The sequence below is a fragment of the Candidatus Avelusimicrobium sp. genome, from assembly GCF_050873505.1.
Classification (GTDB): domain Bacteria; phylum Elusimicrobiota; class Elusimicrobia; order Elusimicrobiales; family Elusimicrobiaceae; genus Avelusimicrobium.
This window is the reverse complement of record NZ_JBNMIY010000016.1, coordinates 1-25,766: the sequence shown is the minus strand read 5'-3', so window position 1 is coordinate 25,766 and position 25,766 is coordinate 1. Positions and strand designations below refer to the sequence as shown.

At 49.9% G+C, this 25,766-nt stretch carries 24 protein-coding genes; 14 read left to right on the top strand and 10 right to left on the bottom strand.

Going from position 1 to position 25,766, the window contains the following annotated elements; all coding sequences use genetic code 11:
- Positions 1-141 precede the first annotated feature (141 nt).
- Positions 142-1,251, top strand: a complete 1,110-nt coding sequence (locus ACR0QV_RS07355; protein ID WP_432635867.1) for a hypothetical protein — start codon at positions 142-144, stop codon at positions 1,249-1,251.
- A gap of 588 nt (positions 1,252-1,839) precedes the next feature.
- Here ACR0QV_RS07355 and ACR0QV_RS07350 read toward each other — a convergent pair.
- From ACR0QV_RS07350 to yajC, 5 genes are all read right to left on the bottom strand, one after another.
- Positions 1,840-2,532 (bottom strand): lysophospholipid acyltransferase family protein, encoded by a 693-nt coding sequence (locus ACR0QV_RS07350; RefSeq protein WP_432635865.1) that lies wholly within the window; start codon positions 2,530-2,532, stop codon positions 1,840-1,842.
- Positions 2,532-3,164, bottom strand: a complete 633-nt coding sequence (locus tag ACR0QV_RS07345; protein ID WP_432635863.1) for a hypothetical protein — start codon at positions 3,162-3,164, stop codon at positions 2,532-2,534. The genes ACR0QV_RS07350 and ACR0QV_RS07345 overlap by 1 nt, the downstream gene beginning before the upstream one ends.
- 91 nt (positions 3,165-3,255) lie before the next feature.
- Entirely contained in the window at positions 3,256-4,266 is a 1,011-nt protein-coding gene (gene secF / locus ACR0QV_RS07340) for a protein translocase subunit SecF (protein ID WP_432635861.1), read from the bottom strand.
- Positions 4,263-5,678: a protein translocase subunit SecD gene (gene secD / locus ACR0QV_RS07335; protein WP_432635859.1), complete on the bottom strand. Its 1,416-nt coding sequence runs from the start codon at positions 5,676-5,678 to the stop codon at positions 4,263-4,265. The genes secF and secD overlap by 4 nt, the downstream gene beginning before the upstream one ends.
- On the bottom strand, positions 5,678-5,989 hold the full coding sequence (yajC, locus tag ACR0QV_RS07330) for a preprotein translocase subunit YajC (RefSeq protein WP_428053616.1): 312 nt from the start codon (positions 5,987-5,989) through the stop codon (positions 5,678-5,680). The genes secD and yajC overlap by 1 nt, the downstream gene beginning before the upstream one ends.
- A gap of 148 nt (positions 5,990-6,137) precedes the next feature.
- On the opposite strand from yajC, the gene ACR0QV_RS07325 reads away from it, so the two are divergent.
- Positions 6,138-6,674, top strand: a complete 537-nt coding sequence (locus tag ACR0QV_RS07325; RefSeq protein WP_432635857.1) for a pilin — start codon at positions 6,138-6,140, stop codon at positions 6,672-6,674.
- 135 nt (positions 6,675-6,809) lie between these two features.
- Here the strand turns inward: ACR0QV_RS07325 and ACR0QV_RS07320 are convergent, their stop codons facing one another.
- The gene (locus ACR0QV_RS07320) at positions 6,810-6,932 is read right to left on the bottom strand and encodes a hypothetical protein (RefSeq protein ID WP_432635855.1); all 123 of its coding nucleotides are present in this window, start codon (positions 6,930-6,932) and stop codon (positions 6,810-6,812) included.
- A gap of 86 nt (positions 6,933-7,018) precedes the next feature.
- Positions 7,019-8,758 (bottom strand): LTA synthase family protein, encoded by a 1,740-nt coding sequence (locus ACR0QV_RS07315; RefSeq protein ID WP_432635853.1) that lies wholly within the window; start codon positions 8,756-8,758, stop codon positions 7,019-7,021.
- A 106-nt stretch (positions 8,759-8,864) separates the two neighbouring features.
- Between ACR0QV_RS07315 and thrS the strand changes: the two genes are divergently transcribed.
- From thrS to ACR0QV_RS07290, 5 genes are all read left to right on the top strand, one after another.
- Positions 8,865-10,616 (top strand): threonine--tRNA ligase, encoded by a 1,752-nt coding sequence (gene thrS, locus ACR0QV_RS07310; RefSeq protein WP_432635851.1) that lies wholly within the window; start codon positions 8,865-8,867, stop codon positions 10,614-10,616.
- A gap of 127 nt (positions 10,617-10,743) precedes the next feature.
- Positions 10,744-11,454 carry a glycosyltransferase family 2 protein gene (locus ACR0QV_RS07305; RefSeq protein ID WP_432635849.1) on the top strand — a complete coding sequence of 237 codons (711 nt, stop codon included), beginning with the start codon at positions 10,744-10,746 and terminating at the stop codon, positions 11,452-11,454.
- Positions 11,444-13,051 (top strand): glycosyltransferase family 39 protein, encoded by a 1,608-nt coding sequence (locus ACR0QV_RS07300; protein WP_432635847.1) that lies wholly within the window; start codon positions 11,444-11,446, stop codon positions 13,049-13,051. Before ACR0QV_RS07305 ends, ACR0QV_RS07300 begins: the two co-directional genes overlap by 11 nt.
- Positions 13,052-13,071: 20 nt before the next feature.
- Entirely contained in the window at positions 13,072-14,826 is a 1,755-nt protein-coding gene (locus ACR0QV_RS07295) for a glycoside hydrolase family 3 protein (protein ID WP_432635845.1), read from the top strand.
- Positions 14,827-15,560: 734 nt separating this feature from the next.
- The gene (locus tag ACR0QV_RS07290) at positions 15,561-16,232 is read left to right on the top strand and encodes a type IV pilin protein (RefSeq protein WP_432635843.1); all 672 of its coding nucleotides are present in this window, start codon (positions 15,561-15,563) and stop codon (positions 16,230-16,232) included.
- A gap of 6 nt (positions 16,233-16,238) precedes the next feature.
- Here ACR0QV_RS07290 and ACR0QV_RS07285 read toward each other — a convergent pair whose 3' ends face one another.
- Positions 16,239-16,427, bottom strand: a complete 189-nt coding sequence (locus ACR0QV_RS07285; RefSeq protein ID WP_432635841.1) for a hypothetical protein — start codon at positions 16,425-16,427, stop codon at positions 16,239-16,241.
- 23 nt (positions 16,428-16,450) lie between these two features.
- Here ACR0QV_RS07285 and ACR0QV_RS07280 point away from each other — a divergent pair, with 23 nt between their 5' ends.
- Positions 16,451-17,068 (top strand): carbonic anhydrase, encoded by a 618-nt coding sequence (locus tag ACR0QV_RS07280; protein ID WP_432635839.1) that lies wholly within the window; start codon positions 16,451-16,453, stop codon positions 17,066-17,068.
- Entirely contained in the window at positions 17,069-18,472 is a 1,404-nt protein-coding gene (locus ACR0QV_RS07275) for a PTS transporter subunit EIIC (protein ID WP_432635837.1), read from the top strand.
- Between the two features lie 45 nt (positions 18,473-18,517).
- Here ACR0QV_RS07275 and ACR0QV_RS07270 read toward each other — a convergent pair whose 3' ends face one another.
- On the bottom strand, positions 18,518-19,339 hold the full coding sequence (locus ACR0QV_RS07270) for a radical SAM protein (protein WP_432635835.1): 822 nt from the start codon (positions 19,337-19,339) through the stop codon (positions 18,518-18,520).
- A 60-nt stretch (positions 19,340-19,399) separates the two neighbouring features.
- Here ACR0QV_RS07270 and ACR0QV_RS07265 point away from each other — a divergent pair, with 60 nt between their 5' ends.
- From ACR0QV_RS07265 to rsmA, 3 genes are read left to right on the top strand one after another with little or no spacing between them, the layout of a single operon-like run.
- Positions 19,400-19,816: a hypothetical protein gene (locus ACR0QV_RS07265; protein WP_428054708.1), complete on the top strand. Its 417-nt coding sequence runs from the start codon at positions 19,400-19,402 to the stop codon at positions 19,814-19,816.
- A gap of 39 nt (positions 19,817-19,855) precedes the next feature.
- Complete coding sequence (locus ACR0QV_RS07260; RefSeq protein ID WP_432635833.1) at positions 19,856-21,550, top strand: tetratricopeptide repeat protein; 1,695 nt, start codon at positions 19,856-19,858, stop codon at positions 21,548-21,550.
- A 1-nt stretch (position 21,551) separates the two neighbouring features.
- Entirely contained in the window at positions 21,552-22,325 is a 774-nt protein-coding gene (rsmA, locus tag ACR0QV_RS07255; RefSeq protein WP_432635831.1) for a 16S rRNA (adenine(1518)-N(6)/adenine(1519)-N(6))-dimethyltransferase RsmA, read from the top strand.
- An 18-nt stretch (positions 22,326-22,343) separates the two neighbouring features.
- Here the strand turns inward: rsmA and ftcD are convergent, their stop codons facing one another.
- Positions 22,344-23,315, bottom strand: coding sequence for a glutamate formimidoyltransferase (gene ftcD, locus ACR0QV_RS07250; RefSeq protein WP_432635829.1), 972 nt, complete (start codon positions 23,313-23,315; stop codon positions 22,344-22,346).
- A gap of 139 nt (positions 23,316-23,454) precedes the next feature.
- On the opposite strand from ftcD, the gene ACR0QV_RS07245 reads away from it, so the two are divergent.
- Together ACR0QV_RS07245 and ACR0QV_RS07240 are read left to right on the top strand one after the other, a co-directional pair.
- A complete protein-coding gene (locus ACR0QV_RS07245; protein ID WP_087288232.1) occupies positions 23,455-23,658 on the top strand; it encodes a cold shock domain-containing protein in 204 nt (67 codons plus the stop codon).
- Between the two features lie 78 nt (positions 23,659-23,736).
- A complete protein-coding gene (locus ACR0QV_RS07240; protein WP_432635826.1) occupies positions 23,737-25,101 on the top strand; it encodes an MATE family efflux transporter in 1,365 nt (454 codons plus the stop codon).
- Positions 25,102-25,766: the final 665 nt, after the last annotated feature.

Sequence of the window (25,766 nt, the reverse complement as noted above, 5' to 3'; positions counted from 1 at the left end):
TTTTTAAAGGGGTTGTTTCGTTTTTTTTTTTTGTTAAAATTTTGATAAATAGCAGTGGTCGTAACCGGATGTATACGCTGTATAAAAACGCGTATAAAAGGCCGTTTTGCTCAAATATAAAGGCCTAAACAAGGAGAAAAAATGAAAAAATTATTTATAGGGTTGTGTTCTTTATTGGTCTCTACTGCCTCTATGGCCGCAGGTGCCAATAAAATGACAATGGTAACGTATTTTCCCGTCAAATATGTGGCATACAGCCAAGTAGATGTAACCAAGCAAATGGACATCGGTTTAACGTCCGCCTGCCAAATGAATTTGGGCTGCACAACAGACGAGGGCTTTAATACAGGTAAATCCTTGCGCGTAAATAATTTGTTAAAAATAGCGGGGGGAAAACTGGAACTTAACGACGCCCCTGCTATTGTGGGTGCTACGGCTGTTATCGGCAGTGGAAACGGCACAGCGGACTTTGATTTTGAAACCAATTTGCGCGTAAGAAACTATAAGCAAGGCTATACGCTTCAAGCGGACAATATGTATTTGAGCGAGTTAAATTTGTTTGGCTACAAATTCCCGGCTTGCAGTGGTGAAACAATGAGTTGGCAGAAACTCAAATTAAAGAATAAAGAGGAAGTATATTTAGCCTGCGGGGAAGCGGAAAAAACGCCATTTAGTGGATGTCCTGCGTGCTCGTCTTATGATCAGGATTCTACGGAATACGAAAACTGCGTGCTGAATAATGTAACTTCTTGCTGTTATTATGCGGATAAGATTTACACCAAGCGCGGACAAAATGCGTTTGAACTTATGAAGAATACCTCGTGTTATACCTGCGAGCGCCAAAACGGTACGGATAATAATGGCCCTCTAAATACGGTCTATCCAAATGTGAGTGATTTGGCCTATTACGCTGGGGCTAATGTCATAGGAACAGCGTCTGAACGTGATTTATGGATTGCGGGAGATGGAAGCGATGCAACGGGGGCCCAGCCTTTAAATTGTTTGACTTATATTCCTAATGGACAAAGCAACGGTTTTTATCCAGTGGCCAATGGCCCAGCAAATGTTAGTTGGAAAGCAATAGAAAAGGTTTGCCCAAGCGACGGTACTTGTGGTGGGGCTGAGTCTTGTGTCCAGATTTGCCAAATAAGCCAATGCCGCATTTGGGACCAGTACAACGGAATTGCACAATGTAACTTACGGCTTGTTACCCGTTTGTGTGATTTGAATTGTTATAAAGCAGGTTGGTAATAAAAATCCGCCCCAGGAGATGTAAAATCCCGGGGCGGATTTCTTGGATTGTGATATAATGGGTCATTCTGAACTTGTTTCAGAATCTACCGATCGTGTCGTTAGTCGTTGCCGTCATCCTGGAAGGTCGTAGTCCAGGATCTGTTGTTAGTAAAAAAGGAATAGATACTGGACAGAAACATTCCAGTATGACCTTTATTTTTATAAACAACCACTACCCAATTAGTAGATCCTGAAATAAATTCAGGATGACTTTTATTTTTATAACGGCTTTGTGGTATCACTTTTTGCCGTCATCCCGGAAGGTTTTTATCCGGGATCTGTTGTTTTTCTTTTGTTTGCAACATTACAAAAAGAGTGTTGTCCAATAAATCAAAAGGGCTTGGATAATCTGCCGCCCGCTAGGGTGTGGCCTGAAAGGTGCGGTCCTAATACGAGCAAGGTGCCGGAATCCAGAATAAAATAAGCCCAGGTCCACGCTTGGGATGACACAACCGGAAAGGTTCTGCTGAAAAAGTTGTGTTCGTTGTATAAAAAAGCCCCGGGAGATATATCCCGGGGCGGAGTTATATTATTCAAAATCTTATTTTACGGTTTTAGCGGGTCAAAGGGTTTTTTATTAATAAACCGTTCCGATTGGTCCGTCGCCCAGTTGAGTTGCTTTTCCAATTCGGCCGCGGCGGACTCCATTTCCTCATCAGAGCGGACATAAACCGCTTTGCCATAGGTAAGTGCCGTTTTTCCAAACGGAAGCGGTACGCGCATTTTATCCCACGAGCCCACCTTTATTTTATGGCTGAGCGCCGTCCCCACCGGGATAATCGGCAGACCCGTTTTGAGCGCCAAGAACAAAATGCCGTGCTGGACCTTGTAAATTGGCCCGCGCGGACCGTCCGGCGTGAGCATCGGGTGATACCCTGCTTCGGCAATGTTTTTTAGTTTAATAAGGGCTCTGGCCCCGCCGCGCGTGGTGCTGCCGCGGACGGCCTTCATCCCAAAATGGGGCAGACAGCGGGCGATGTATTCTCCATCGTCGCTTAAACTGATTAAAGCGCAAATTTTTTGCCCGCGGTAGGGATAAAGCAAAAACAACTGCTGATTGTGCCAAACACCGAAAATATAGTTTTGGCCTTCGCGGTCAAATTTCAGGGCTTCCTCACTCTTGAACCAATAGATTTTTGTCGTCCAGCCTAAAAACAGGGTGTACCAGTACGCCAAGGTGGAGCCGATGACGTGCTTCCAAGAGATTTTTTTCTTTTCTAACGAAGTGGGTTGAAACATTATTTTTTACCTTTTTTGCGGGATTTTTGCCACGGGACCAAAAACACAGCGGACATAAAGGGGGACAAGGCTCCCTCGTTGGCGGCAAGGTCAATTTTCTCCGCGCTTAATTTTTCCAAAATCACAGGCAAGGCCTTTTGCGCAAGTGGCGCTTCCAAGCGGGCGGCTTCGCGCAGCAGTTTGGGTGCCATAGCCAAGCCAAAGGGGGGCAAATAGACAAATTGAACCTCTTGCGTTTCGCACTCCTCTTTTTCGGCCTGCTCTTTAACCAGGTCCGCCACAAAGGATACCGCACTCTTTAAAAATTCCAGTAAAACAATCATTGCGGCGGTCTTGCGGTCCTCGTTGGTAATGGCGGCTAAAAAGGGTTCCGCCTTGGCCCCTAAGGTTACGGCGCAGGCGCTGAACATTTCCTTGTGGATAGCGCTTTCGTCGTCCAGTTCCCAGTGCGCGTCTTGGTTAAATTCATACACTACGCCCGGGTCCAACAGTTTAAAAATGGATAAAATAAACGCCGAAACTTCCGCCTCGCTCGTAAATCCAGCGCGGCGCAACAGCGGCAGTTCGCGCAGTAAACGGCGCAAAATTTCGCGTTGGCGGGGGGCAATTTTAAAGCGTTTTATTTTTCTCATATAATTCCTTACCGTTTGGCACCGTAACCCGGAAGCCCGGATGACCGTGTAAAACGAGGGAGTTCCCCAAGCGGGGAACTCCCTAAAAGACTTATTTTTTGCTTCTGCGGGTGCGTTTGATTTTGGTAATGGTTTTGGCAGGTTTCTGCTCTTTTACAAACGCTTCCGCTTCGGCCTTTACGGCAGGCTTGGCGGCGGATTTCTTCAAATCGCTGCCGTCGTTGTTTTCGCCATTGTTCCAAGCGTACACCAAGGGGGTCGTAAGGGCGATGGTGCTATATACACCCGCAATACAACCCACCAGCATAGCAAACGCAAAGGAGTTAATCACCTCTCCGCCGAAGAAATACAACACCACGAGCGCAAACAGCACCGTTAAGGTGGTGATAATCGTGCGGGAGAGCGTTTCGTTAATGGACAGGTTGATAACTTGGCCGAAGTCCATTTTGGGGTGCAGGCGGAAGTTTTCGCGCATACGGTCAAAAATAACAATCGTGTCGTTAATAGAGAACCCGGCCACCGTTAAGAAGGCCGCCACGACCACGAGGTCAATTTCCCGTTGGGTGAGCGAAAACGCCACCGCCATTACAAACAAGTCGTGGAACAAGGCTACTACGCCCGATACGCCCCACAAAATGTTGCTGAAACGGAACGCTACATAAATGATGATAAACACCAAGGACAAAAGCACGGACCACAAGGCTCTTTCCGTCATATTTTCGCCCACGGCGGGGCCGACGGAGTTGGTCTGCAAGACGGAGTAGGGCACTTTTAAGGTATCAAGCGCTTTTTCAATGCGGGCTTGAACCACGCCTACTTCATCGGAGGTGCTTTTTTCGCTGATGGCGAAGGCATGGTCGCCGAACGATTGAAGTTCGGAATTGGCACCCGTCTGCGTAAGCGCGGCGCGGATGTCGGCCATTTCCACGGGGGCGTTGAATTTTACCTGCACCATCGTGCCGCCGGTAAAATCAATACCCATATTGAATCCTTTGGTGAAGAAGCAAATCACACCGCCCAAGAGCAACAGCCCAAAGAGCGTGAAATATACTTTTCTAAATTTAAGGAAATCAATGTTTGTTTTAGGAAGTAAGTGCATCATAAACTGATCTCCTTGGTGTTGGTGGTAAGCACCAGTTCATAAATGGCGCGCGTAACAAACACGGCCGTAAACAAACTGACTACCAAGCCGATAATAAGCGTAACGGCGAAGCCCTTTACCGGGCCGGTGCCAAATTGCAGCAAGCACGCACCCACGATAATGGTGGTGATGTTGGAGTCAAAAATGGCGGACCAGGCTTTGTCGTAACCCAGGTTGATAATTTCGTACACGGGTTTGCCGAGGGCTTTTTCTTCGCGCATACGCTCAATAATCAGTACGTTGGCATCAATAGCCATAGCCAAGGACAAAATCATACCCGCGATGCCGGGCAGCGTAAGCGTGGCGGAGAAGTAACTCATAATCGCCACGGTGAACACGAAGTTGAGCAAGAGGGCAATGTCGGAAATGACACCGGCCGCCTTGTAGTACACCGCCATAAACAGCAAGATGATGACAAACGCATAGAAGGAAGCCGACAGACCCGATTTAATAGAGTCTTCGCCCAAGGTCGGGCCGATGGTCTTCTTTTCAATTACCTTTACCGGGGCCGGGAGCGCGCCTGCCTTTAACACAATAGACAAGGAGCGTGCCTCTTCGGGCGTGAACGTGCCGGAAATGCGGCCGTCTTTGGTAATGCGGGATTGCACCACGGGGGCGGATTGAACGGTGTTATCCAACACAATGGCTAATTGTTTGCCGATGTTGGAGCCGGTCAACTGGCCGAACTTTTTGCTGCCTTCCGCGTTAAACGTAAAGGAAACTTCGGGGTAGCCGTTTTCGCCCATCATTACTACGCGGGCGTTTTCCAAGTCCGCACCGGTAACGGTGGCGTTGGCGGTAACCACGCTGTACCCGCCGTCTTTATTGCGCATAATTTGGTAGCCTTCCGGCACCAATTTGGCAATTTCGGGCAGGACAAGGCCGTTATCGTCAAACGGCTTATCGGTGGCTTCCAGTTTTTCAATGGCTTTTTGGGCGGCCGAGGTATCGTTCTTTACGATGCGGAATTCCAACATAGCGGTTTTGCCGATAAGTTCTTCCGCGCGCTGCAGGTTAGAAACGCCGGGCAGTTGCACCATAATCCACTTATCGCCCTGGCGGGTGATTTGGGTTTCGGCCAAGCCGTACTGGTCAATGCGGTTGCGGATAATTTCCACCGCGCGGGCCATCGCTTCGTTTAAAGGTTCTTTGGCGCTCAACTTGGATACGTCCAGTTCCAACAACAAACTGGAACCGCCTCTTAAATCCAGGCCCAAGTTCAGCATCCGTTTGGGGCGCTCGCCAAGCGTATCCAGTTTTTCGCGCTCGGCCAGCGGTTTAGAGTACCACTTGTAGTTGGGGTAAATTAAATACAAGGACCCCAGTAAAATGGCGATGATAAGTCCCCATTTTACGGCTAATTTGTTAGACATTACTTTGCGCCTCCTTCTTTGGCTGCGGGTTGTACGTCATTTACAAGTCCGACGACGGCGGTTTTCAGCACGGTGAGTTTTACATTTTCCGCTACTTTTACTTCAAGCGCGTTGTCTTTAAAACCCGCCACGGTGCCGATAATCCCGCCGGGGATGATAATCTGGTCGCCTTTTTGCAGCGCGTTAATTTTGCTCATTAATTCTTGTTCACGCTTCTTCTGCGAACGGGCCGGCAGAAAAATAACGATAAACGCAAAAGCGAGCAGAATAAACCAGAAGAACATTCCACCACCCTGGGCTGTCGTTTCCATAGGTTAAATCCTCCAATTAAAGATATAAATACACATTGTTATTTTAGCATATTTCCCGTCGTTTAGGACGACACACCAAAAGGCCTTGCCTCTTGCGCCAAAATTGCTATACTAGGAGAGTAGGACTTTTTAATTTAAAGGAGACATTATGAAACAGGGCTTTACGTTAATTGAACTGCTGGTAGTGGTGCTCATTATCGGCATTTTGTCGGCAGTGGCATTGCCGCAATACACGGCTGCGGTGGAAAAAGCGCGCGCCACGGAAGTGGTTACGCTGATGTCCCAGGCGGAGCGTGCTACGGATGTTTATGTACTGGAAAAAGGGTATCCGACCAGCGGAAATGTGGAACTGGTTGGAAAAGTAAGTGGTTCTGCTAGTGGTAAACTAAATATTGATATTGAAGCCGCTTTGAAGTGTGCTGCTGGCGCTGATAGGTGTGAGTCAAAGGATTTTTCTTATGACGTGTGGTGTTACGCTGGTTGGTGTAATTGGAGTGCCTATCGTAATACTGGCAGTTACGAGTTGTCCGGACAGAGAGCACGTGGACAAAAATGGGAACGCGAGTGTGAGTTTTACGACAAAGAAGGAAAAGCCGTTTGTATGGGCTTGAAAGGCCAAGGTTGGGATGTTACCGATAGCGCCGGCGGCGGTAATAGGGGAGACGTTGAGCCAGACAACGATTAGAAAAGAAAATCCTAATAAGTGGGTTTTATAGATGACAGCCCCAGGTGGACATTTCCGCCGGGGGCTGTTGATTTTTAAGAGGGGTTCCCCTGGTAGTGTGTGTGCCGAGGTTTTGCGCGCCCTGTCCGTTGGTTGTTAGTCGTGTTTGTCATCCCCGAGTGTTTCTGTCGGGGATCTGTCGTTTCGTAAGAGAACAACAATGACGAACAACAGATTCCCGACTACGGCGCTCGGGAATGACAAGGAAAAAAGACTCATAGTAAAAATAAAGAGGTCATCCCGTAGTGTTTGGCGGCCCGCAGGGTTACGGGATCTGTTGTTAGTCGTTGTTGTAAAAAAGATTTTTACTTTACCAAAAAGGTCGTCATCAGATGGATTAACGCCTTATCCTTTTCGTCCTGTGAGTTCAAGGGGAAAACGCGCTTTTCCTTGTCGGTGGTTACAACGGCGTAATCCTCTTTGATGTCAAAAATACTGCGCCGGGCCGCGGTGTCAAACAAACTATGCCCGAAGAATCCGCTCGGCGGTTCCACTTGCAATAAGTCCAGCACCGTGGGCGCAATATCCAGTTGGGAAATCAGTTTATTGTCCGCCAGCGGGGCTTTAATCGGCGTTTTGGTAATAATGATAAACGGCAAATTATCAAACTCCGCTTGGTACGGTTTAAACAGTTTATTTGTCGGCGTGTTGGAGTAGGACGGATGGTCTGCCGTTACCAAAATAAGCGTGTTTTCGTCAAACAGCCCGCGCTTGTTTAAATCCGCCAAAAAGCGTTTCACGTCCTGCCCAAAGCGGGCAAAGGCGCGCGGCAAGGTGGGAATATTATAAAATTCCGCGTCAATTTCCTCATATTCCTGCCCCAAATAGTCTAGGCGCCCCAGCGGAACGTGCGAATCTACGGTAAGGATCGTCATAAAAAGCGGCTCCTTTTGGTGTTCTTGCAAATATTCGCCCGCATATTTAAAAAGTTGGCGGTCCGTTAAGCCCCACCAATCAATGTATTCCTTGTATTCGGGGCGCGTTTCAAAATAAGTGGCGCCGATAACTTCGTCAAACCCGGCTTGTTTGAACAAAATATTTTCGTCCATATACGTTTCGTTGGCCCCGCGCAAAAAAGCCGTATGAAACCCCTGCTTTTTAAGTTCCTTTACAAACGAAACGGGATAGCCGTTTTCGTACGCCAGTTGCGCGTATGGGTGCGAGGTAAAAATGACCGTCAGCCCGTAGAGCGTGGAGAGCGTAACGTGCTGTAAGGACGCTGCTGGATAGGTTGCCATTAATTTATCCAAGGGTGCGCTTGCCTGCGGGGGGATTTTACCGTTTACGCGGTGCAGGTATTTGTTAGAAAGGGATTCCGAGGCTATCAAAATCACGCGCGTATATTTTTTGCCCGCGGGCGTATTTTTAGCCGAAAATACATTGTACTCTTGGGCCAGTTCCTTTAACGGGGCGGATAAAGAATCTTCTTGGTGGGCCTGCGGGCGCTTGGCCAGCACGGCATTAACCGTATAGACGACAGACGGCGGCACCAGATAAGAGGTATAAAAATTGTCGGGCCGCGGCAGTAATTTCAGCGGGTTTGCCGTATATAATAAGCCAAGCCCCAGCAGACATACCGCCAAGCGGCTAATGGCGGTTTTGCGCGTGGACTTTTGGAAATATCTTTTTGCCGCAAAAATGCAAAAGGCCGCCAATACTAAAAAGTAGGAGATTACGCGCCAATCCTTTAAGAAGTCATAATCGCCGCCCTCCATTGTGTTTAAATACTTGGCGCCGAAGCGTTCTTTAAAGTACCACAATAAAATAAGGTCCGCGGTCATCGTCAAATAATACACAAACGCCACAGCCGCCAGCACCCACTTGTTTTTTACGCCCAACAGGTGCAACAGGGATAATAAGGCTCCCAAAAATAAAAATTCGCACGCCAGTTTAACGCCTTCCAACGCCAGTAAATTGGCGGTTGTCATCCGGCCCAGTTGGTTTAAGCCGAACGCGCCCAACAAAAGCGCGGGTATTGATAAGCAAAGCAGGAGTTTCCAATCGTTTTTAAAGGGGGAGAAAAGGTATTTTTTTATTACGTCCATATCCGTTCGTGTTCCTCTCAATTTGATATAATTATTATATCTTAATTGAGGACCTTTGGCTTCTGGCCCGGTCGTTGTGGCCGGCAGAGCCATAGCGCAAACCAGTATGGAAAATAACGACTTACAGATTAAGCGCCACTCCTGCGCGCACGTAATGGCGCAAGCGGTGCAGCAGTTATTCCCCGGTACAAAATTAGGTATCGGTCCGGCTATTGAAAACGGCTTTTATTACGATTTTGATTGCCCCCACCAGTTCGTGCCCGAGGATTTAAAGGCTATTGAAGCCAAGATGAAGGAAATCATCAAGGCCCGCCAACCCTTTGAACGCAAGGAAATGAGCAAGGCCGAAGCGAAAGCCTTCTTTGAAAAACGCGGCGAAACGTACAAATTGGAACTTTTGGAAGAACTCCCGGACGGAGAAATTACCGTCTATTTAAACGGCGACTATGCCGACCTGTGCCGCGGCCCGCACGTGGAACACACGGGCAAAATTAACAGTTTTAAACTTACCACTATCGCAGGTGCGTATTGGCGCGGGGACGAAAAACGCCCGATGCTCCAACGCATCTACGGCCTGTGCTTTAACACCAAGGACGAACTCAACGCCTATGTAAAGCAGCAGGAAGAAGCCGCCAAACGCGACCACCGCAAATTGGGGCCGGAATTGGACCTTTTCAGCATTAACGACCACGTCGGCCCGGGGCTTATTTTAATGCACCCCAAGGGCGGTATGCTGCGCAAAATCTTGGAAGACTGGATTAAAGAACAGAACCTAAAACGCGGTTACGACTTGGTCGTCAGCCCGCATATCGCGCGTCTGCATTTGTTTGAAATCAGCGGACACGCCGGGTTCTATTCCGACAGTATGTTCCACCCGATGGAAGTGGACGGCGAAAAATACCAAATTAAACCGATGAACTGCCCCTTCCACGTGGAAATTTATAACACTCATTTGAGAAGTTACCGCGACTTGCCGTTGCGCTTTTCCGAATTGGGCACGGTATATCGTTACGAACGCTCCGGCGCCTTGCACGGCTTGTTGCGCGTGCGCGGGTTTACGCAGGACGATGCGCACATCTTCTGCACGCCCGAACAAGTGGAAGACGAAGTTAAACAATGCTTTGAATTTGCAATGCATATTTTTAAGACCTTTGGTTTTGAAAAATACGCCGTGGAACTTTCCACCCGCGACCCCGAACACCCGGAACATTTCACGGGCGACGTGGCCGATTGGGAACGCGCCGAAAACGCCTTGAAGCACGTGTTGGAAACGAACCATATTCCTTATACCACCCACGCGGGCGAAGCCGCCTTCTATGGCCCCAAGATTGATATTAAGGTTATGGACGCTATTGGCCGCCTGTGGCAGTTGTCCACGATTCAGTTTGACTTCAACCTGCCCCAGCGCTTTAATTTGGAATATGTGGCCCCCGAAGGCCGCAAACGCCCGATTATGGTCCACCGCGCGATGTTCGGCTCCATTGAACGCTTTACGGGCGTGATTATTGAGCACTACGCCGGGTGGTTCCCGCTCTGGCTGGCCCCGGTGCAGATTAAACTCTTAACACTCACCGACGACCAAATTCCGTTCGCCAAAGAAGTGGCCGCCAAAATGCGCGAAGCCGGCCTGCGCCCCGAACTGGATATCAGACCCGAAAAACTGGGCTTGAAAATCCGCGAAGCGCATATGCAGCGTATTCCGTACACCGCCATTATCGGCGCGAAGGAAGCGGCCGAGGGCAAGTTGACTATCCGCTTGAAGGGCGGCGAAAACACGCAGCCCTTGACGGTGGACGAAGTAATCGCCAAAATGAAAGAGGAAGTAAAATCTTACAGTTTGACGAACTTGCTTAAATAAGCCTGTATTTGATATAGAAAAGACCCCGGGTTTTACCGCCCGGGGTTTTTTATTATTCGGAGAGGGTTGTCTTTTCGTCGTATTTATGATAGAGTAACATAAGTAATCCTAATAAAGAGGCCTTGAAATGAACGATGAAAAACCAATATTTAGCGTAGTAATTCCTTGTTTGAACGAGGCCCCTTCTCTGCCGGGTTGCTTGCAGGAAATCCGCCAAGCGGCCGACGCCCTGCATTTGCCGTATGAAATAGTCGTGGCCGATAACAATTCTACCGATAATAGCGCGCAGATTGCGCGTGAACACGGCGCGCGGGTGGTGTCGGTGGCCAAGCGCGGCTACGGTTCGGCGCTCAATGCGGGTATTTTGTCCGCCCGCGGGCAAGCCGTGGTATTTGCCGATGCGGACGGCTCTTATCCATTTTGTGATTTGGCCCGCTTTATTACGCCAGTTCTTAATAACCAGGCCGATTTGGTGCTGGGTAACCGCTTAAATAATACCCTGCAAGAGGGGGCGATGCCTTGGCTCAACCGCTGGTTTGGCACGCCCTTTTTGTCCTTTGTGTTGCGGGCTTTATACCCGATTCCCGTCTATGACTGCAACGGCGGAATGCGGGCGTTAAAGCGCAGTAAGTACGAAGAATTGCGCCTGAAACAGCCGGGTATGGAGTTCGCCAGCGAAATGCTTTTGCGCGCGGGCCAACACCGTTGGCGGTATATGGAAATCCTCATTTCCCTGCGTCCGGCGCACCCCTCGCATAAACCCCACTTGCGCCCGATTAAGGACGGCTTCCGCCACCTGTTTGCTTTGCTTAAATACCGGTTTTGCAATGAAGATTAATCCCTTGTTGCGTGTGGTTTTGCCGCCTGTTTTGTTAATGGCGCTGGGCGGCCTGTACAGCGTATTTGTGGGGCAGGATGTAAATTGGGACTTGCTCAATTACCATTTGTATAACCCCTTTGCTTTTTTAAACGGGAAAATCGGGCAGGACTTTATGGCTGCCGGCGTGCACTCCTGTTTAAATCCCTTGCCGGATGTTTATTTTTATCTTCTCTTTAAATGCTTTTTTTATTATCCGCGCGTGATAGCCTTTTTTATGGGGGTTCCCTATGGGCTGTTGGCGTGGGCCGTATATTTATTAGCCAAGGAACTGTTTGCTAAAACATCATACCCTCGCGCGTTGTCTGCCGCGGCGGCGGCTGTTGGAGTAACGGCGGCGGGGGTAATGTCCCAAATCGGGATGACGACAAACGAAATCCCGCTGGCTGTTTTAAATGTGTGGGCGTTGTGGTTTTTAGTGCGCTTTGTGCAGGGCAAATTTTCCGTGCGTGCGGTGTACGGGGCGGCCTTTTTGGCCGGACTGGCTACCGGGCTAAAATTAACGTCTGCACCGTATGCGGTGGCCCTTTTGGCGGGGTTCCTGTTGTGCTGGAAACAACAGGCGCACCCGGTGAAAAACTTGCTGTGGTTTTGCGTGTGCGGGGCGGCTGGGTTTTTGTTGGCGGACGGGTACTTTTTATGGAAATGGTATTCCCTGTACGGCAACCCGGTTTTCCCATACTATAACCAACTGTTCCACTCGCCGTATTTTGACCCTGTTTTTGTAACGGAAACGCGGTTTTTCCCAAAAACGCTTGTGCAATGGCTGTTTTACCCTTTTTATTGGGTGGTTCGCCCTGCCGCTTTGGTAACCGAGGTCCCCGTGCAGGATATGCGCTTGGCCGCTGGGCTGGTGGCTTTGGCGGTAAGTGTGTTCTTGTTCTTGCGCCGGAAGATGGCCTTTGGGCGCATTTTTACGGTGATAGGGGTGTATTTTGCGGTAGCCTATATTTTATGGCTGACCCAATTTTCTATTTTGCGCTATGCGGCGGTGCTGGAAGTATTAAGCGGGCTTATCTTGGTGGGTTTTATTGCCCGCTTGGTGCGTGGGCGCTGGGGGGCATATTTAGCGTGGGGATTACTAGCTGTGCTTGCCTTGGGATACCAAGTGCCCGATTGGCGCCACGGGGAATATTTTAAGCAGGCTGTGGTATTTGACAAAAAACCCGTAATAGAGGATAACTCCTTGGTGTTTTTTATGCACTTGCCTTCTTCGTATTTAGCCCCGCTGTTAAACCCCAAGGCTATCTATATGGGCGGATTTTTATACCACCCGGAGGATTACCCGCTGCACGAGCAGGAGCGCGCCGCCAAACGCAATAACATCCAACCCCAGTATTTGCGTTATCATTTTGAAGAGGCACAGCGCCAAAAAATTGCCGCGCACGACGGCCCCATTTATCTGGTGTCTATTGACTGGCCGGAACTTGTCAACGATAACGCCCTCAAACGCTTTGGTTTGCAGGGCAAGTTGGAAAATTGTCATCCTTTTATGACGAACTGGACGATTTATTCGCCTCAGTTGGCTATCTGCCGGGTGGAAAAGCGGCCCCGGTAGTTTTTGTGTATAATACAAGTATGAAAAAATATCTCTTTTTGTGTTTTGCTTTTTTGTTTACGGCCCCGGTGTGGGGCGACTCTGCATTGACGGCAGACTGCGCCAATACGGGCCGTTGTAAAGCCGGGGTGGAAATCCCCGTTCCGACGGTGGACGATTTAACCTTGCGCGAGCAAGTGGGCCAAACCATTATGCCCCGCGTGTTAATCGGCGAGCAAAAAGCCTTCAAAAAGGCCGTGCTAAACGGCGAGGTTACGGGGTTTTTTATCAAAGCCAAAGAGGGCGCCGTTACGCACCCCAAAATTACCGTTAAAAACCAGGCGCGCTTTATCGCCCGACAGCGCAAACGGTTGGAAAAAACCATCCGCGACCTAAACAAATGGGCCGCCGAAAGTCCGCACAAAATTCCGCTTTTGCTGGCCGTGGATTACGAGGGGGGAACGGTTACTTCGCCGATGTTTATGGGCCTGAAACAAATGCCGTCCAATATGCTTTTGGCGGCTTCGGGCGATGAAAAAGTAGTGGCGGATATGTACGCCGCGCAGGCCAAGGAAATTTTGCTCTCCGGCGCCAATACGGCCTTGGGCCCGGTTACGGACGTCAATTCTAATCCGCTTAATCCGATTATCCAAACGCGCTCGTTTGGGGATAATTCCGCCGACGTTGGCCGCTTTTCCCGGGTGGCGTCTAATGCGCTTGAAAATAATGGGGTGCCGTCCTTTACCAAGCATTTCCCGGGGCACGGGGATACATCGTCCGATTCCCATTACGAGCAACCCGTAACGGCTCTGCCCGCGGAAGAACTGTGGCAGACGCATATTTCCGCCTTTCAGCCTGCTATCACGGCGGGCGGCACGGGCGTATTGAGCGCGCACGTCGTTTATCCGGCGTTGGATGACGAAAATACCGCTTCCTTTTCCGCCAAGATTTTAAAGGGACTTCTGCGCGAAAAAATGGGCTTTAAGGGCATTATTGCCACGGACGGGCTGGATATGGGCGCCGTAAAGGGCGTTGGCGTGGAAGAAATTGTCCGCCGGGCGTATGGCGCGGGGAACAATTTGTTGCTGTTAAGCGGGGATATCCGCGATGTAAAAACCGCCCGCACTTATCCGGGCCGCGCCGCCGATTATGTGGAATATACACAACTGGCGGCGGAACCTGCGGTGTCTGTCGAATTTGTGCGCGAATCGGCCGGGAAAATTTTACAATTAAAGGAACGATTGGGGCTGTTTCAAAGCCGCGCCGTTGCCACGGATACTGGCTTTGATAAGGCAGCCAAACAGGCCGCCGAAGCCGGAGTAACCTTGGTGCGCGACGGGCAAAATTTGCTTCCGCTTAAAGATAAAAAGGTTTGCGCGGTGCTGTTTGCTGACGGCATTTTCAGTTTGCAACTGCGCGCGTTTACGGATACTTTATCCACCCATTTGCCGCAAGTGCAGGCGGTGTATGCACCCCGCACGCCTGAAAATACGGACGAACAGGCGGCCCGCGCGTGTATGGACGGGGCGGACGTAGTTTTGCTGAGTACCAGCCGCACGAGCGTAATGGACCAAAAGCAATATGCCTTGGTGCAGGACCTTTTCAAACTGGCGGCGCAAAATAATCAGCCCGCGGCGCTGGTGTCGCTTTTGAACCCGTACGAAATTGCGCTTTACCCGCAGGCAAAAACGGTGATAGCCTTATATGGCCCTACGGCGGATACGGCGCGGGTGGCGGCGGAAATTTTGCTCGGCTTGCGTCCGGCCAAAGGCCACTTACCCATTAAATTAAAATAGCGGCAATTTTTTGATAACCCCGGGGAAAGCCAATTCCTCGGGGATGACAAGGGAGAAAAGGGCTTCTTATGAAATTAGCGGTCATTCTGAACTTGTTTCAGAATCTACCTTATGGGTTGTTTGGTGTGTCGTTATCCAACAAAGGTCATACTGGAAGGTTTGCCGGCGCGGAGTGTTCCAGTATCTGTCGTTTTCCACTTTTTTAATAACAACGGATCCTGGACTACGACTTCCCAGGATGACGACAACGACTAGCGACACAATCGGTAGATTCTGAAACAAGTTCAGAATGACCTCCTATTTTTATAACGGCCTTTGTTTTATTTATTGTTGTTGTTTCGTTTGTTTGCGACCTTGCAAAAACAGTGTGGCTTCATTAGTCAAAAGAGAGTGGAAAATCTGCCGCCTGCTAGGGTGTCGTCATCCCGGAAGGTTTTTATCCGGGATCTGTCGTTTGGTAAGAGAACAACCACGGCAAAAACAGATTCCCGACTACGACCTTCGGGAATGACGACTTTCTAAAAAAAAGAGGTCATCCTGAACTTGTTTCAGGATCTACTTTTGGGGCTTTCTGTCGTTGCTGTTGCGCCGTTTACTGTAAAGGGGTTGTTCCGTTTTTTTTTTTTGTTAAAATTTTAATAAATTGCGGTTGGCGTACCCGGATGTATCTGCCGTATAAAAACGCGTATAAAAGGCCGTTTTGCTCAAATATAAAGGCCTTAAAAGGAGAAAAAATGAAAGGATTTATGAATAGGTTATTCTTGTCGTTGTTGTCATCCCCGAGGAATTTAGTCGGGGATCCGTTGTTATCAAAAAAGAAACACGACAGATTCCCGATTACAACACTCGGGAATGACAACAATAATGACAACAGAACCCGTAACCCTGCGGGCCGCCAAACACTACGGGATGACGACTTAACAACAAGTGGCCGCACGGCTAATACTTTCCGAACGGCAACCGCCGGGTTTACCTTAATTGAATTGCTAGTCGTTGTTCTCATTATCGGTATTTTGGCGGCGGTGGCGTTGCCGCAATATACTTGGGCGGTGGAAAAATCCCGCGCCAGCGAAGCCCTCGCCGTTTTAAAGACCTTCCGCGACGCCGAAGAGGTGTATTATATGGCAAACGGTTCATACGCCACTGACCCCGAGGATTTGGATATTAAAGTTCCGCAAAGCCAATATTTTAACTATGCTATTACGAATATTTCCGTAGCGGCGTATCACAAACAAAAGCCGTATTTGCTGGCTTACCGCTACGCCGTCAGCCAAGCCGCCGGGCGGGAAAATATCGTGTGCGGTACAGACTCCTCCAACGCATCAGACCGGGAATTTGCTCAAAACATTTGTAAACGCTTAGGCGCCGAAGTGGGCAGCGGCAACCGCTGGACCATTGTTAAGTAGCCTTGCTTATTTGAGTACGTTTTGGTTCTTGTCGTCATCCCCGAGGAATTTAGTCGGGGATCTGTCGTTTCGTAAGAGAACAACCACGGCAAAAACAGATTCCCGACTACGACATTCGGGAATGACGGCCTTAAAATGGCGGCCCGCTAGGGTGCCGCCCGCCAGGCTGCGGCCTGCAAGGTGCGCGCAGGGCAATTCTAAACTGCTACAATATAAGTATGAATTTGATTACTTATCCCAATAACGGGCTCCGCCAGTTGGTGGGAGGGTACCGCCGTTTTTTTAACGGGGACCCGGTCCGCCGCGGTTTCTGTGCTATCCACGCCGAGCAAATCGCCAATACGCAGGCGCCGCACTCAATGGTTGTCAGTTGTTTTGACAGCCGCGTCTGCCCCGAGGCTATCTTCAATACCAACGACGGGCATATTTGCGTACACCGCAATATGCTCAACCAAATTGACCAAGAGGACTTTTCTATGATGGCATCCTTGCGCTTTGCGGTGGAAAACTTAAAGGTGCAAAACATTGTGATTTTAGGTCATAGCGATTGTAATGCCGTCGCCAAACTCCAACATTTAGAGGAATTAACGCCCGAAATCCGCGCGTGGCTGGACCGCACGCATACCTCGTACCGCGGGGCCACGCTGGAAGAAGCCATTAAAAATAACGTACTGGACCAGTTGGGCCATTTAAAACAAATTCCGTGTGTGTCGTCCGCCGTGCAAGAGCGGGGCCTAAATTTGGAAGGGATGTATTTCCATATTAACACCGGGCGTATGGAGCGTTACAACGCCAAACAAAACCAATGGGATTTTATTTCTACGGAGGAAAAATAAATGCCTGCCGATTTGAAAAATATGTATGAGGGAATTTTAAAGGCCGCCGGCGGCGCGGATAACATCGCCACGCTGGGCTGCTGTATGACGCGCCTGCGCTTTACCGTAAAGGATGAAACCTTGGTAAAGGCCGAAGCCCTGCGTAACGTGCCGGATGTGGCGGGCTACTTTTATTCGGGCGTACAGCACCAGTTGATTGTGGGGCCTTCTACGGCGGGGAAATTGGCATCTTACTTCCAGGAACGCCATCCCTTTGCGCCGCTTTCCAATACCGCCTACCAAGCCCCGGCCAAAGAGGAGCCGGCTCCTGCGGTGGGAGACGTACAGGAAAACAAAACCGCCGTGCGCAAACGCTATTCCAGTTGGCTAAGCAAGGCTTGCTCGGTGGTGGGGAATATTTTTCTGCCGCTGATTCCGGCGTATATCGGCTGTGGGTTACTGTTGGGGATTAGCAATATTTTGGCTAAAACCGTGCTGGCGGACAGCCCCAACGCCGCGGGCTTGCTGGCGGTGTTCGGGCAGGGGATTTTCTTCTATTTAAATGCGGTGGTGGGGTATAACGCCAATAAAGAATTTGGCGGCACTCCGGCCTTGGGCGTGGCGTTTGCGGGTATTTTGAATATGCCGGCGCTTGCCAAAATTACGCTCTTTGGCGCACCGCTAATGCCGGGCAAGGGGGGCGTAATTGCTGTACTCTTGGTATGCTTGGCGGGCAGTTGGTTTGAAAAACGCTTGCGCTCTTTTATTAACGGCACTTGGGAAATGTTTATCACGCCGACGCTTACTATTTTGGTGGTGGGCTTTGTATCCTTGGCGTTAATCCAGCCGGTGGCGGGGGAACTGTCGGACTGGCTCGCGCTGTTTACGCAAAAGGCCTTGTCGCACGGCGGCTGGCTGACGGGGGCTCTCCTGGGCGGAACCTTCTTGCCGCTTGTGATGATGGGCGTACACCAAAGTTTAGTGCCGATTCACCAACAACTGGTGGATATGCTGGGGATGAACCCCTTGTTTCCTATTTTATGTATGGCCGGGGCCGGGCAGGTGGGCGCGGCGGTGGCGGTGCTTTTAAAGACCAAAAACACGCGCTTAAAAACGATTGTTAAAACGGCTTTGCCTGTGGGCCTGTTGGGCATTGGCGAGCCGCTTATTTACGGCGTAACCTTGCCGCTTTTTAAACCCTTTATCGGCGCGTGTCTGGGGGCGGCTGTCGGCGGAGCCGTGATTGCGGCCTGCCACGTTACGTCCGCTATCCCGTTTGGCGTTTCGGGGGTGGTGCTGTTTCTTGCGCTATCCAATTTGCACAGCGCTATTTTTTACGGCGTAGGCTTTTTGTGCGCGCTTTTGGCCGGATTTGCAATTACGTGGAAACTCGGTTTTGACGACCCGCCCAATGACGAAATTTAACGGACGAAAAAGCCCCCGGTTTAACGGGGGCTTTTTGGTAGTATGCTACTCGCTAGAATAAGAGGGAAACGAGCCAAAGAAAATGTCCGCTCGCACCTTTTGTTCGTGGCAATAGTCGGTAATCTCTTTGGCGAGTTTCGTCCAATAAGACGAGTCTTGCTTGATGTAAATATCGCCCATTAGCGGCAAGGCGTCGGGGTAGTGCCCTTCCACAAAATCCATTACCTTGCGCTGGAAGGCCGGGCGCATATTCAAACTGTCAAACCCGTAACGGTTTACATAAGGTTTAGTTAGGGTGATAATTTGCTTCCAGTCCGTAATGCCCGGAAAGAGCGGCGCCACCATTACGGCGGTGGAAATGCCCGCCCCGTGCAAGGTTTTTAAGGCGTTTATTTTGTCAGCCACAGGCGAAGCACCGGGCTCGGCTGCTTGTCTAAAACCCTCATCTGCGGACGAAAAGGACAGGGCCACCTCGCATTGGTAGAGTTGCTTAAACAAATCTATATCCCGCACGACGAGGGCTGATTTGGTAAGAATATACACCTTGGCTTGGCAATAGACCAGTTGCTTGATGATGTTGCGGGTGAGTTCGTATTCCTTTTCGTAGGGATTATACGGGTCCGTTACCGAACTTAACATTACGCGGGTGCGGAAGAGTTTGCCCGGTTTTAGCGGTACGGCACATTGTTTTACGTCTAAAAATTCGCCCCACTCCTCGCTGTGGCCGCTGAATTTGCGCATATATTCCGCATAGCAATAAATACATTTGTGCGGACAGCCGACATACGGGTTTATGGCGTAATCAAACCCGGCGATTTTGGACTTGGAAAGGAGCGTTTTAACAGGTGTCGTATCAAGGCGGAGCATAGCGTATTCTCCCTAGCGAAATATTTTTATATAGTGTACAATATCTACAAGGAGAACGAAATGCAACTTGCTACTTTGCACACCTGGTGGGATAAAATAAAGCATTTTTTTGACTTTGCAGCGCGCCGCCGTGCCTTGTACGAACAATGGGACCGCTTGGCCTCCAACGGCGACGAAGAAGCCCGCTACCGCCTGCTGATGCTCTACCAAGAGGAAGGACGCGAATATTATCCCTTGGCCTTTAAATGGACGGTGGTAATGGCCAATAAAGGCGAAGATTGCGGCGTAATGTTGCAAGCGGCGGAAATGTACCAGGCTGGCGACGGCGTGCCCAAGGATGATTCCAAGGCGCTCTTGTGGTTTGAGCGCGCTCTTTCAATGCACATTGTGCAAGGCAAAAATTCTCCGCTGTCTGTTGACGCTTCCAACTATATCCAAGAACGCATCCAAACCCTGCGCCGCGAACTGGGACGCTAACGTTTGCCCAAGCCCCCGTTTTTTATTTATCATATACATATGCAGCCCAAACGGTTTTTTATACCCTTTTTACTTACGGCGGGGATATTTATTTTGCCCGCCGGGCCGTTGCACGCGTTCTTCCCGTTTTCATTTGGCAAGCAGGAGATTAAAACCGATTATTCCCAAACCGTGTGGGACCGTATGATGTTGGAACAATCGGCGGTGGATATGCGGCGCGGTATGGGCGAAATGAGCCAGGCGCGCTATAAAGAAGCCACGGACAGTTTTGCGCGCGCCGTTATCAAAAACGCCAAATCGCCATTGCCGTATTTGCTGTTGGGGGCCTCGCTCTATTGGAGCGGTAAGGTGGAGGACGCCATTAGCGAATATAAAGAAGCGCAACGGTTAGACCCCAAAAATCCCTTATCATACCAGTTGCTTGGCATTGCCGCCGGGTGGAAGGGAGACGTAAAACAGGCGCAGGAATACTTTTTAAAGGCCAACGAACTAGACGAAAACAAAGCCGATACGCATATGAATTTGGGTTCCACTTATGCGGTGGAACAAAATTGGGAAAAGGCCTTGGAGCATTTCCGCCGCGCGGCGGAACTGGCCCCGCAGGAGCCCTTGTACCATTACCAGTTGGGTACTTTATATGAAAATATGGGCAGAGACGAGCAGGCCGAAGCGTCCTTTAAAAAAGCGTTGAGGCTGTTCCCGTCGTATGAGGATGCCCAGTTAAGTTTGGGCGCGTTGGAAGAAAAATTAAACCACCCGCAGGAAGCCCTAAAATATTACAAAAAGGCCGTGCGCACCAAGCCCGGCGATTATGTGGCGCGGCTGCGCTATGCGTTTTTGCTCGTCAAACAAGGGGATAAAAAAAAGGCGCGCGAAGTGCTGGAAGAAGCATTTTCCATTACCCGTTTTAAGTCGGAGGGGCTTGCCTTAAACGCTGTGTACCGTGCAAGCGGACGGGCGGCGGAGGATTTTAAAAAGCAGATTGAAGATTTTAAAATAGGCCTTGAAAAGGTGTCTGCTTCCAAGGCGGTAAATATTGAGGTTTCCTTGGAATATAACCCCGTTTCGTCCGCTCCCAAAAGCGCGGGCCGTCGCGGGCAAACCTTTGAACAGGCCTACCAAACCTTGCGCGCGGAAAGTGCCGCGCCGGATAACCTTTCGCCCCGTGCCTTTAAGCGGATGTTTACCTTGCCCGAAGCCTCCGCCGCGGAACGCCAACAGCAAATTGATAATTTGATTTCCGGCTTGGAGCAGGCGGTAGCCGAGGGAAGCGGAAAGTATAACGTTAATTTGTCTATGCAGGGGCGGACGGTGGATTTTGCTTCGCCCGCGGCCCTTACGCAGAACAATTTAAACGCGCCCAAGGCCGTGTACGACCCGCGCATTGTGGGCAACGATATGGGCCTGTGGGTAATGGGGCGGACTTGGATTTTTTTCGTAGATGACGCGGCGGCAGAATTGCAGGAGTCTTTGCCCGTGTGTGCGGCTGAAAATTTGTGCGAACTTTTAACGGGCGTGGCCGCCTTGGCGCGGGGAAACAGCGCGCAAGCCAAGCAGGCGTTTTTGTCTGCGCAAAACAAAAGCCCTCAGGATGAACTGCCGTGGCTGGGGTTAGGCACGGCCTCTGTGGTGGCGGGGCAGGACGATGAAGCCCGCACGCATTACGAGCGCGCTTTGCGTTTGGACCCCAAAAACAAAATTGCCGCGCGGAATTTAAAGGTATTGGCGGAGTAATATGCAAAAATACGGACAACATTTTTTAATTAACGAGAACGTAATTAACCAAATTATAGATGCGGCCTTACTGTTAAAAAGCGAAAATCTGGTGGAAATCGGCCCCGGCAAGGGGGCGCTTACCACGCGATTAATTGACCGCGGGTGTAAAAATTTTACCGTCGTGGAAATTGACCCGGAAATGGAAGCCTATTTGCAAAAGACGTTGCCAAAAACGGCGGGTGTAAGCATTTTGCGGCAGAATTTTTTGCAGGCCGATTTGGAAAAACTGGCCCCGCGTCCTACGCTGTTTGTCAGTAATTTGCCGTATATTGATGCGGCGGATATCTTGGATAAAGTGCTGGGCTGCCCGCACTTTCAGGCGGCGGTGTTTATGTTTCAAAAAGAGCAGGCCCAGCGTATCCGGGCCCGCGCAGGTGAAGAGGGGTATGGTCCCTTATCCGTTTTTAGCCAACTGCGCTCGCAGATTAGCCCCATTTGCAAGGCGGGGCGCGGATGCTTTAATCCGCCGCCCAAGGTGGAAAGTGTGGTACTGGCGTTTATGCGCCCGGGCACGCGGTTGGTTCCCGCCGAAAAGTGGCCGTCTTTTAAAAAATTGGTTAGCGTGGCCTTTTTGCACAAGCGCAAAACTTTGTTTAATTCTTGGTCGTTGGCCGGGTACGACAAGCAAAAGATAACGGATGTGTTAGCCGCCTGTAAGGTTAAACCGACGGCGCGGCCGGAGGAAATTCCGCCCGCCAAATATGTGGAGTTGTGGCAAAAACTTTGCTGTTAAATAAAAAATATCCCGTGATTAGCGGGATATTTTTTCGTCCGATAAGCGGTATTCCAAAATTTTTTTACGGGGGAAAAACGGGCGGACTAGGTTTAGCCCTAACTTTTCTATGGCCGCATTAATGAGGGCGGTTTCGTCGCTTTCCGCGGGTGTGTAAAATCGGCCCGCTTGCAACAAGGCGTCCAATGGGGCCAGCCCGATGAGTTCGCTCCCGGTTACGGATAGACCCCGTTTTTCGGCCTCGCGCTTGCACGCTTCAAATACGTCTGCCATACCTGTTTGTTTAAAGTCTGTTAAGTTGAAGGATACCTGTGCGGCCTGATAGCCGGGCATCAGCCAGCCGATGGCCTTGACGGCCTTTAATCCGCCGTTTTTTTCGCGCAGGAGCGAGGCAATTTGTTTGGCCGGAGCCGTGTCTGTGGTGTTTAACGAAACGTTGTACGCCAGTAAAAAGTGGCGTGCACCGATAACGCTTGCACCCGTTTTGGCGACGCTTGCGGTAAATTCCGCTGGGCCTAAATCGGGGGGAAGTTCGCTTAATTTGGCGGGTAAACTTTCGTATTCTCCGTGCCTTAAATAGGCCAAGTTTTTCCGCTCTGGCGTGGTTGCGTTCTCCTCGTAAAAATACACGGGGATATTTAACTTAGCCACCTGCTGCCCAAGTTTGTGTGCTTCATCTGCGGCTTCCTGTAAGGTCATTTGGGAGATTGGCACAAACGGGCACACATCCACCGCCCCTAAGCGCGGGTGCGCGCCGTGGTGTGTGTGCATATCCAGTAAGTCGCAAGCGGCTTCAAAAAGTGCAAATGCGCTTTTGCGCACCTCTTCCGGTTCGCCCGCTAATGTCAGCACTGTGCGGTTGGCGTCTTTGTTGGCGTCCACATTTAGCACCTTGGCGCGCGAAGCGGCGGCCACCCGGTGAACGATAGTGTTTATCACGTCTGGGCGTTGGCCCTCGGAAAAATTTGGAACGGCCTCCATTAATTTCATAAAATAATTATACCCCTTTTGCACCGCCAAAAAAATATTTAAGAATATTTGCACCATTTTTCCTAATTTATAGTATAATAGTTGTAGGTACTTATTAAGTTTAAGTACCCGTAAATTATAAAAGGAAGTAACAAGTAAAATGCCTAAAGGAAAAGTTAAATGGTTTAACGACCAGAAAGGTTACGGCTTCGTAACCCCCGAAGATGGTTCTAAAGATCTCTTTGTACACTATCAGGAAATTCAGGGCGACGGTTTCAAAACCTTGGCCGAAGGTCAAGAAGTTGAATTTGAAGTCGTAGAATCTGAAAAAGGCCCGAAAGCCGTTAAAGTCGTCAAACTGTAATTTTTTGAAAGACTTTATAAACCCCGTGGCCGTAAGGCGGCGGGGTTTTTTGTCGTTTGTTTGCGGAGTGTGAAATAAATGAAAAAGACGTATGCGCAGGCCTCTCTTAGCGAGTTGTGGCACTTGTCCTACCCGCTTATTGTTACAATGGCCGCGCAGGTAATTATGCAATTTGCGGACCGGATGTTTTTGTCCTGGTATTCGCACGAGGCCTTGGCGGCTTGCGTGCCCGCGGGCGTACTGGCGATGACGTTTTCCTCTATGTTTATGGGGCTTGCCAGTTATACCAGCGTGTTTATCTCGCAGTATTACGCCAAAAAGAAATATGCCTCGGTTACCATATCCTTATGGCAGGGGATTTTGCTGGCGGTGTTGTCGTCCGTGTTACTGGCCGCGTTTACGCCGCTTGGCGTGGGACTGATAAACTCCTTTGGGCACGATATGTCCGTGCGCGTGTTGGAAATTAAATATTTTAGTTTGTTAAACTTGTTCGCCGGACTGACGGTGATTAACAGTGCGCTGGCCAGTTTTTTTAGCGGACGCGGCAAAACCAAGGTGCCGATGTGGACTTCGCTCGTCGGGAACATCGTAAACATTGTGCTGGATTATATTATGATTTTCGGCAAGTTGGGCTTCCCGCAAATGGGCATTATGGGCGCGGCGTGGGCGACGATTATCGGTTGCGGCGCAATGACGCTTATTTACACGACGCTTATTTGCGCGGGCAAAATTCGCCGCGAGTTTAAAATAACGCGCTTAGCCGGGTTTTATAAACCTGTGTTTGCGCGCTTGGTGCGCTTTGGCCTGCCCAACGGGTTCGGCTTTTTAATGGATATTTTATCCTTTACGCTGTTTACGTTTATGGTGGGCAGTATTGATGTGCTGTCCTTGGAAGCGAGCAATATCGTAATGTCTATGCAGCCCGTGGTGTTTATGGTTATTTTGGGGCTGGGGATGGGTATTCAAATTTTGGCGAGCAAATACCAAGGTTTAAAACGCCCGGATTTGACGTTAAAGGTGCTTAAAAACGCTTGCAAATTGGGCTACCTGTATGCGGGCACGGTAGGGGTCGTGTTCTTCTTTTTCGCCCCGTTCTTTGTCGGCTTGTTTGTTCCGGCTGGCTCGCCCAATGCGGCGGAAATTGCCGCTAAAACCTATCCGCTTATGAAACTGATGAGTTGCTTTGTGCTGTTTGACGCTACTTATCTGATTTTCGGCGAAACCCTGCGCGGGGCGGGCGACACCAAGTTCTATATGTTTGTAATGCTCTTTTGCGCGTGGGGGTTGTTAATCCCCGGGACGTGGCTGATTGTATATAAGTGGCAGTTGTCCGTGTTCTGGGTGTGGAGTTGGCTGACGTTTTACGCCGCGCTGACGGCCGTGCTGATGGTATGGCGCGTGTGGCTGGGCAAATGGAAAACGATTAGCGTAACCGGAAATTAGGTTTACTTTGTGTTGATAAAATGTAAACGCCCCGGGTTTTTGCCCGGGGCGTTTTTGCGTCGTTTTCAAAGCAGGGGTCATCCTGAAACCCTGCGGGCCGCACCCTAGCGGGTCGCTGTTAGAATAACCCCTAATTTTTATAACGGTCTTGTTTTATTTATTGTTGTTTCGTTTGGTTGCGACATTGCCAAAACAGTGTGGCTCCATTAATCAAAAGAGAGTGGAAAATCTGCCGCCTGCTAGGGTGTCGTCATCCCGGAGTGTTTTTATCCGGGATCTGTCGTTTGTTGTTGTCGTTGCCGTCATCCCCGAGCGTTTCTGTCGGGGATCTGTTTTTATTAAAAAAGTAAAACGGCAGATTCCCGACTACGACTTTCGGGAATGACGACTTTGGAAAAAAGGAGGTCATCCTGAATTTAGTTCAGGATCTACCGATTGTGTTGTTGTATTTGCGTGTATTGTTTCCTTTGTTTAATAAACTACCCAAGATGTAGATTCTGAAACAAGTTCAGAATGACCCCCAATTTTATAACAGCCTTTGCCTTTTGTTGTCATCCCCGAGTGTTTCTGTCGGGGATCCGTTGTTGCCGTTGTCGTCATACTGAACTTGTTTCAGTATCCAGCGCAAGAGAGTCAAGGCTCGGCTGGACCCTGAAATAAATTCA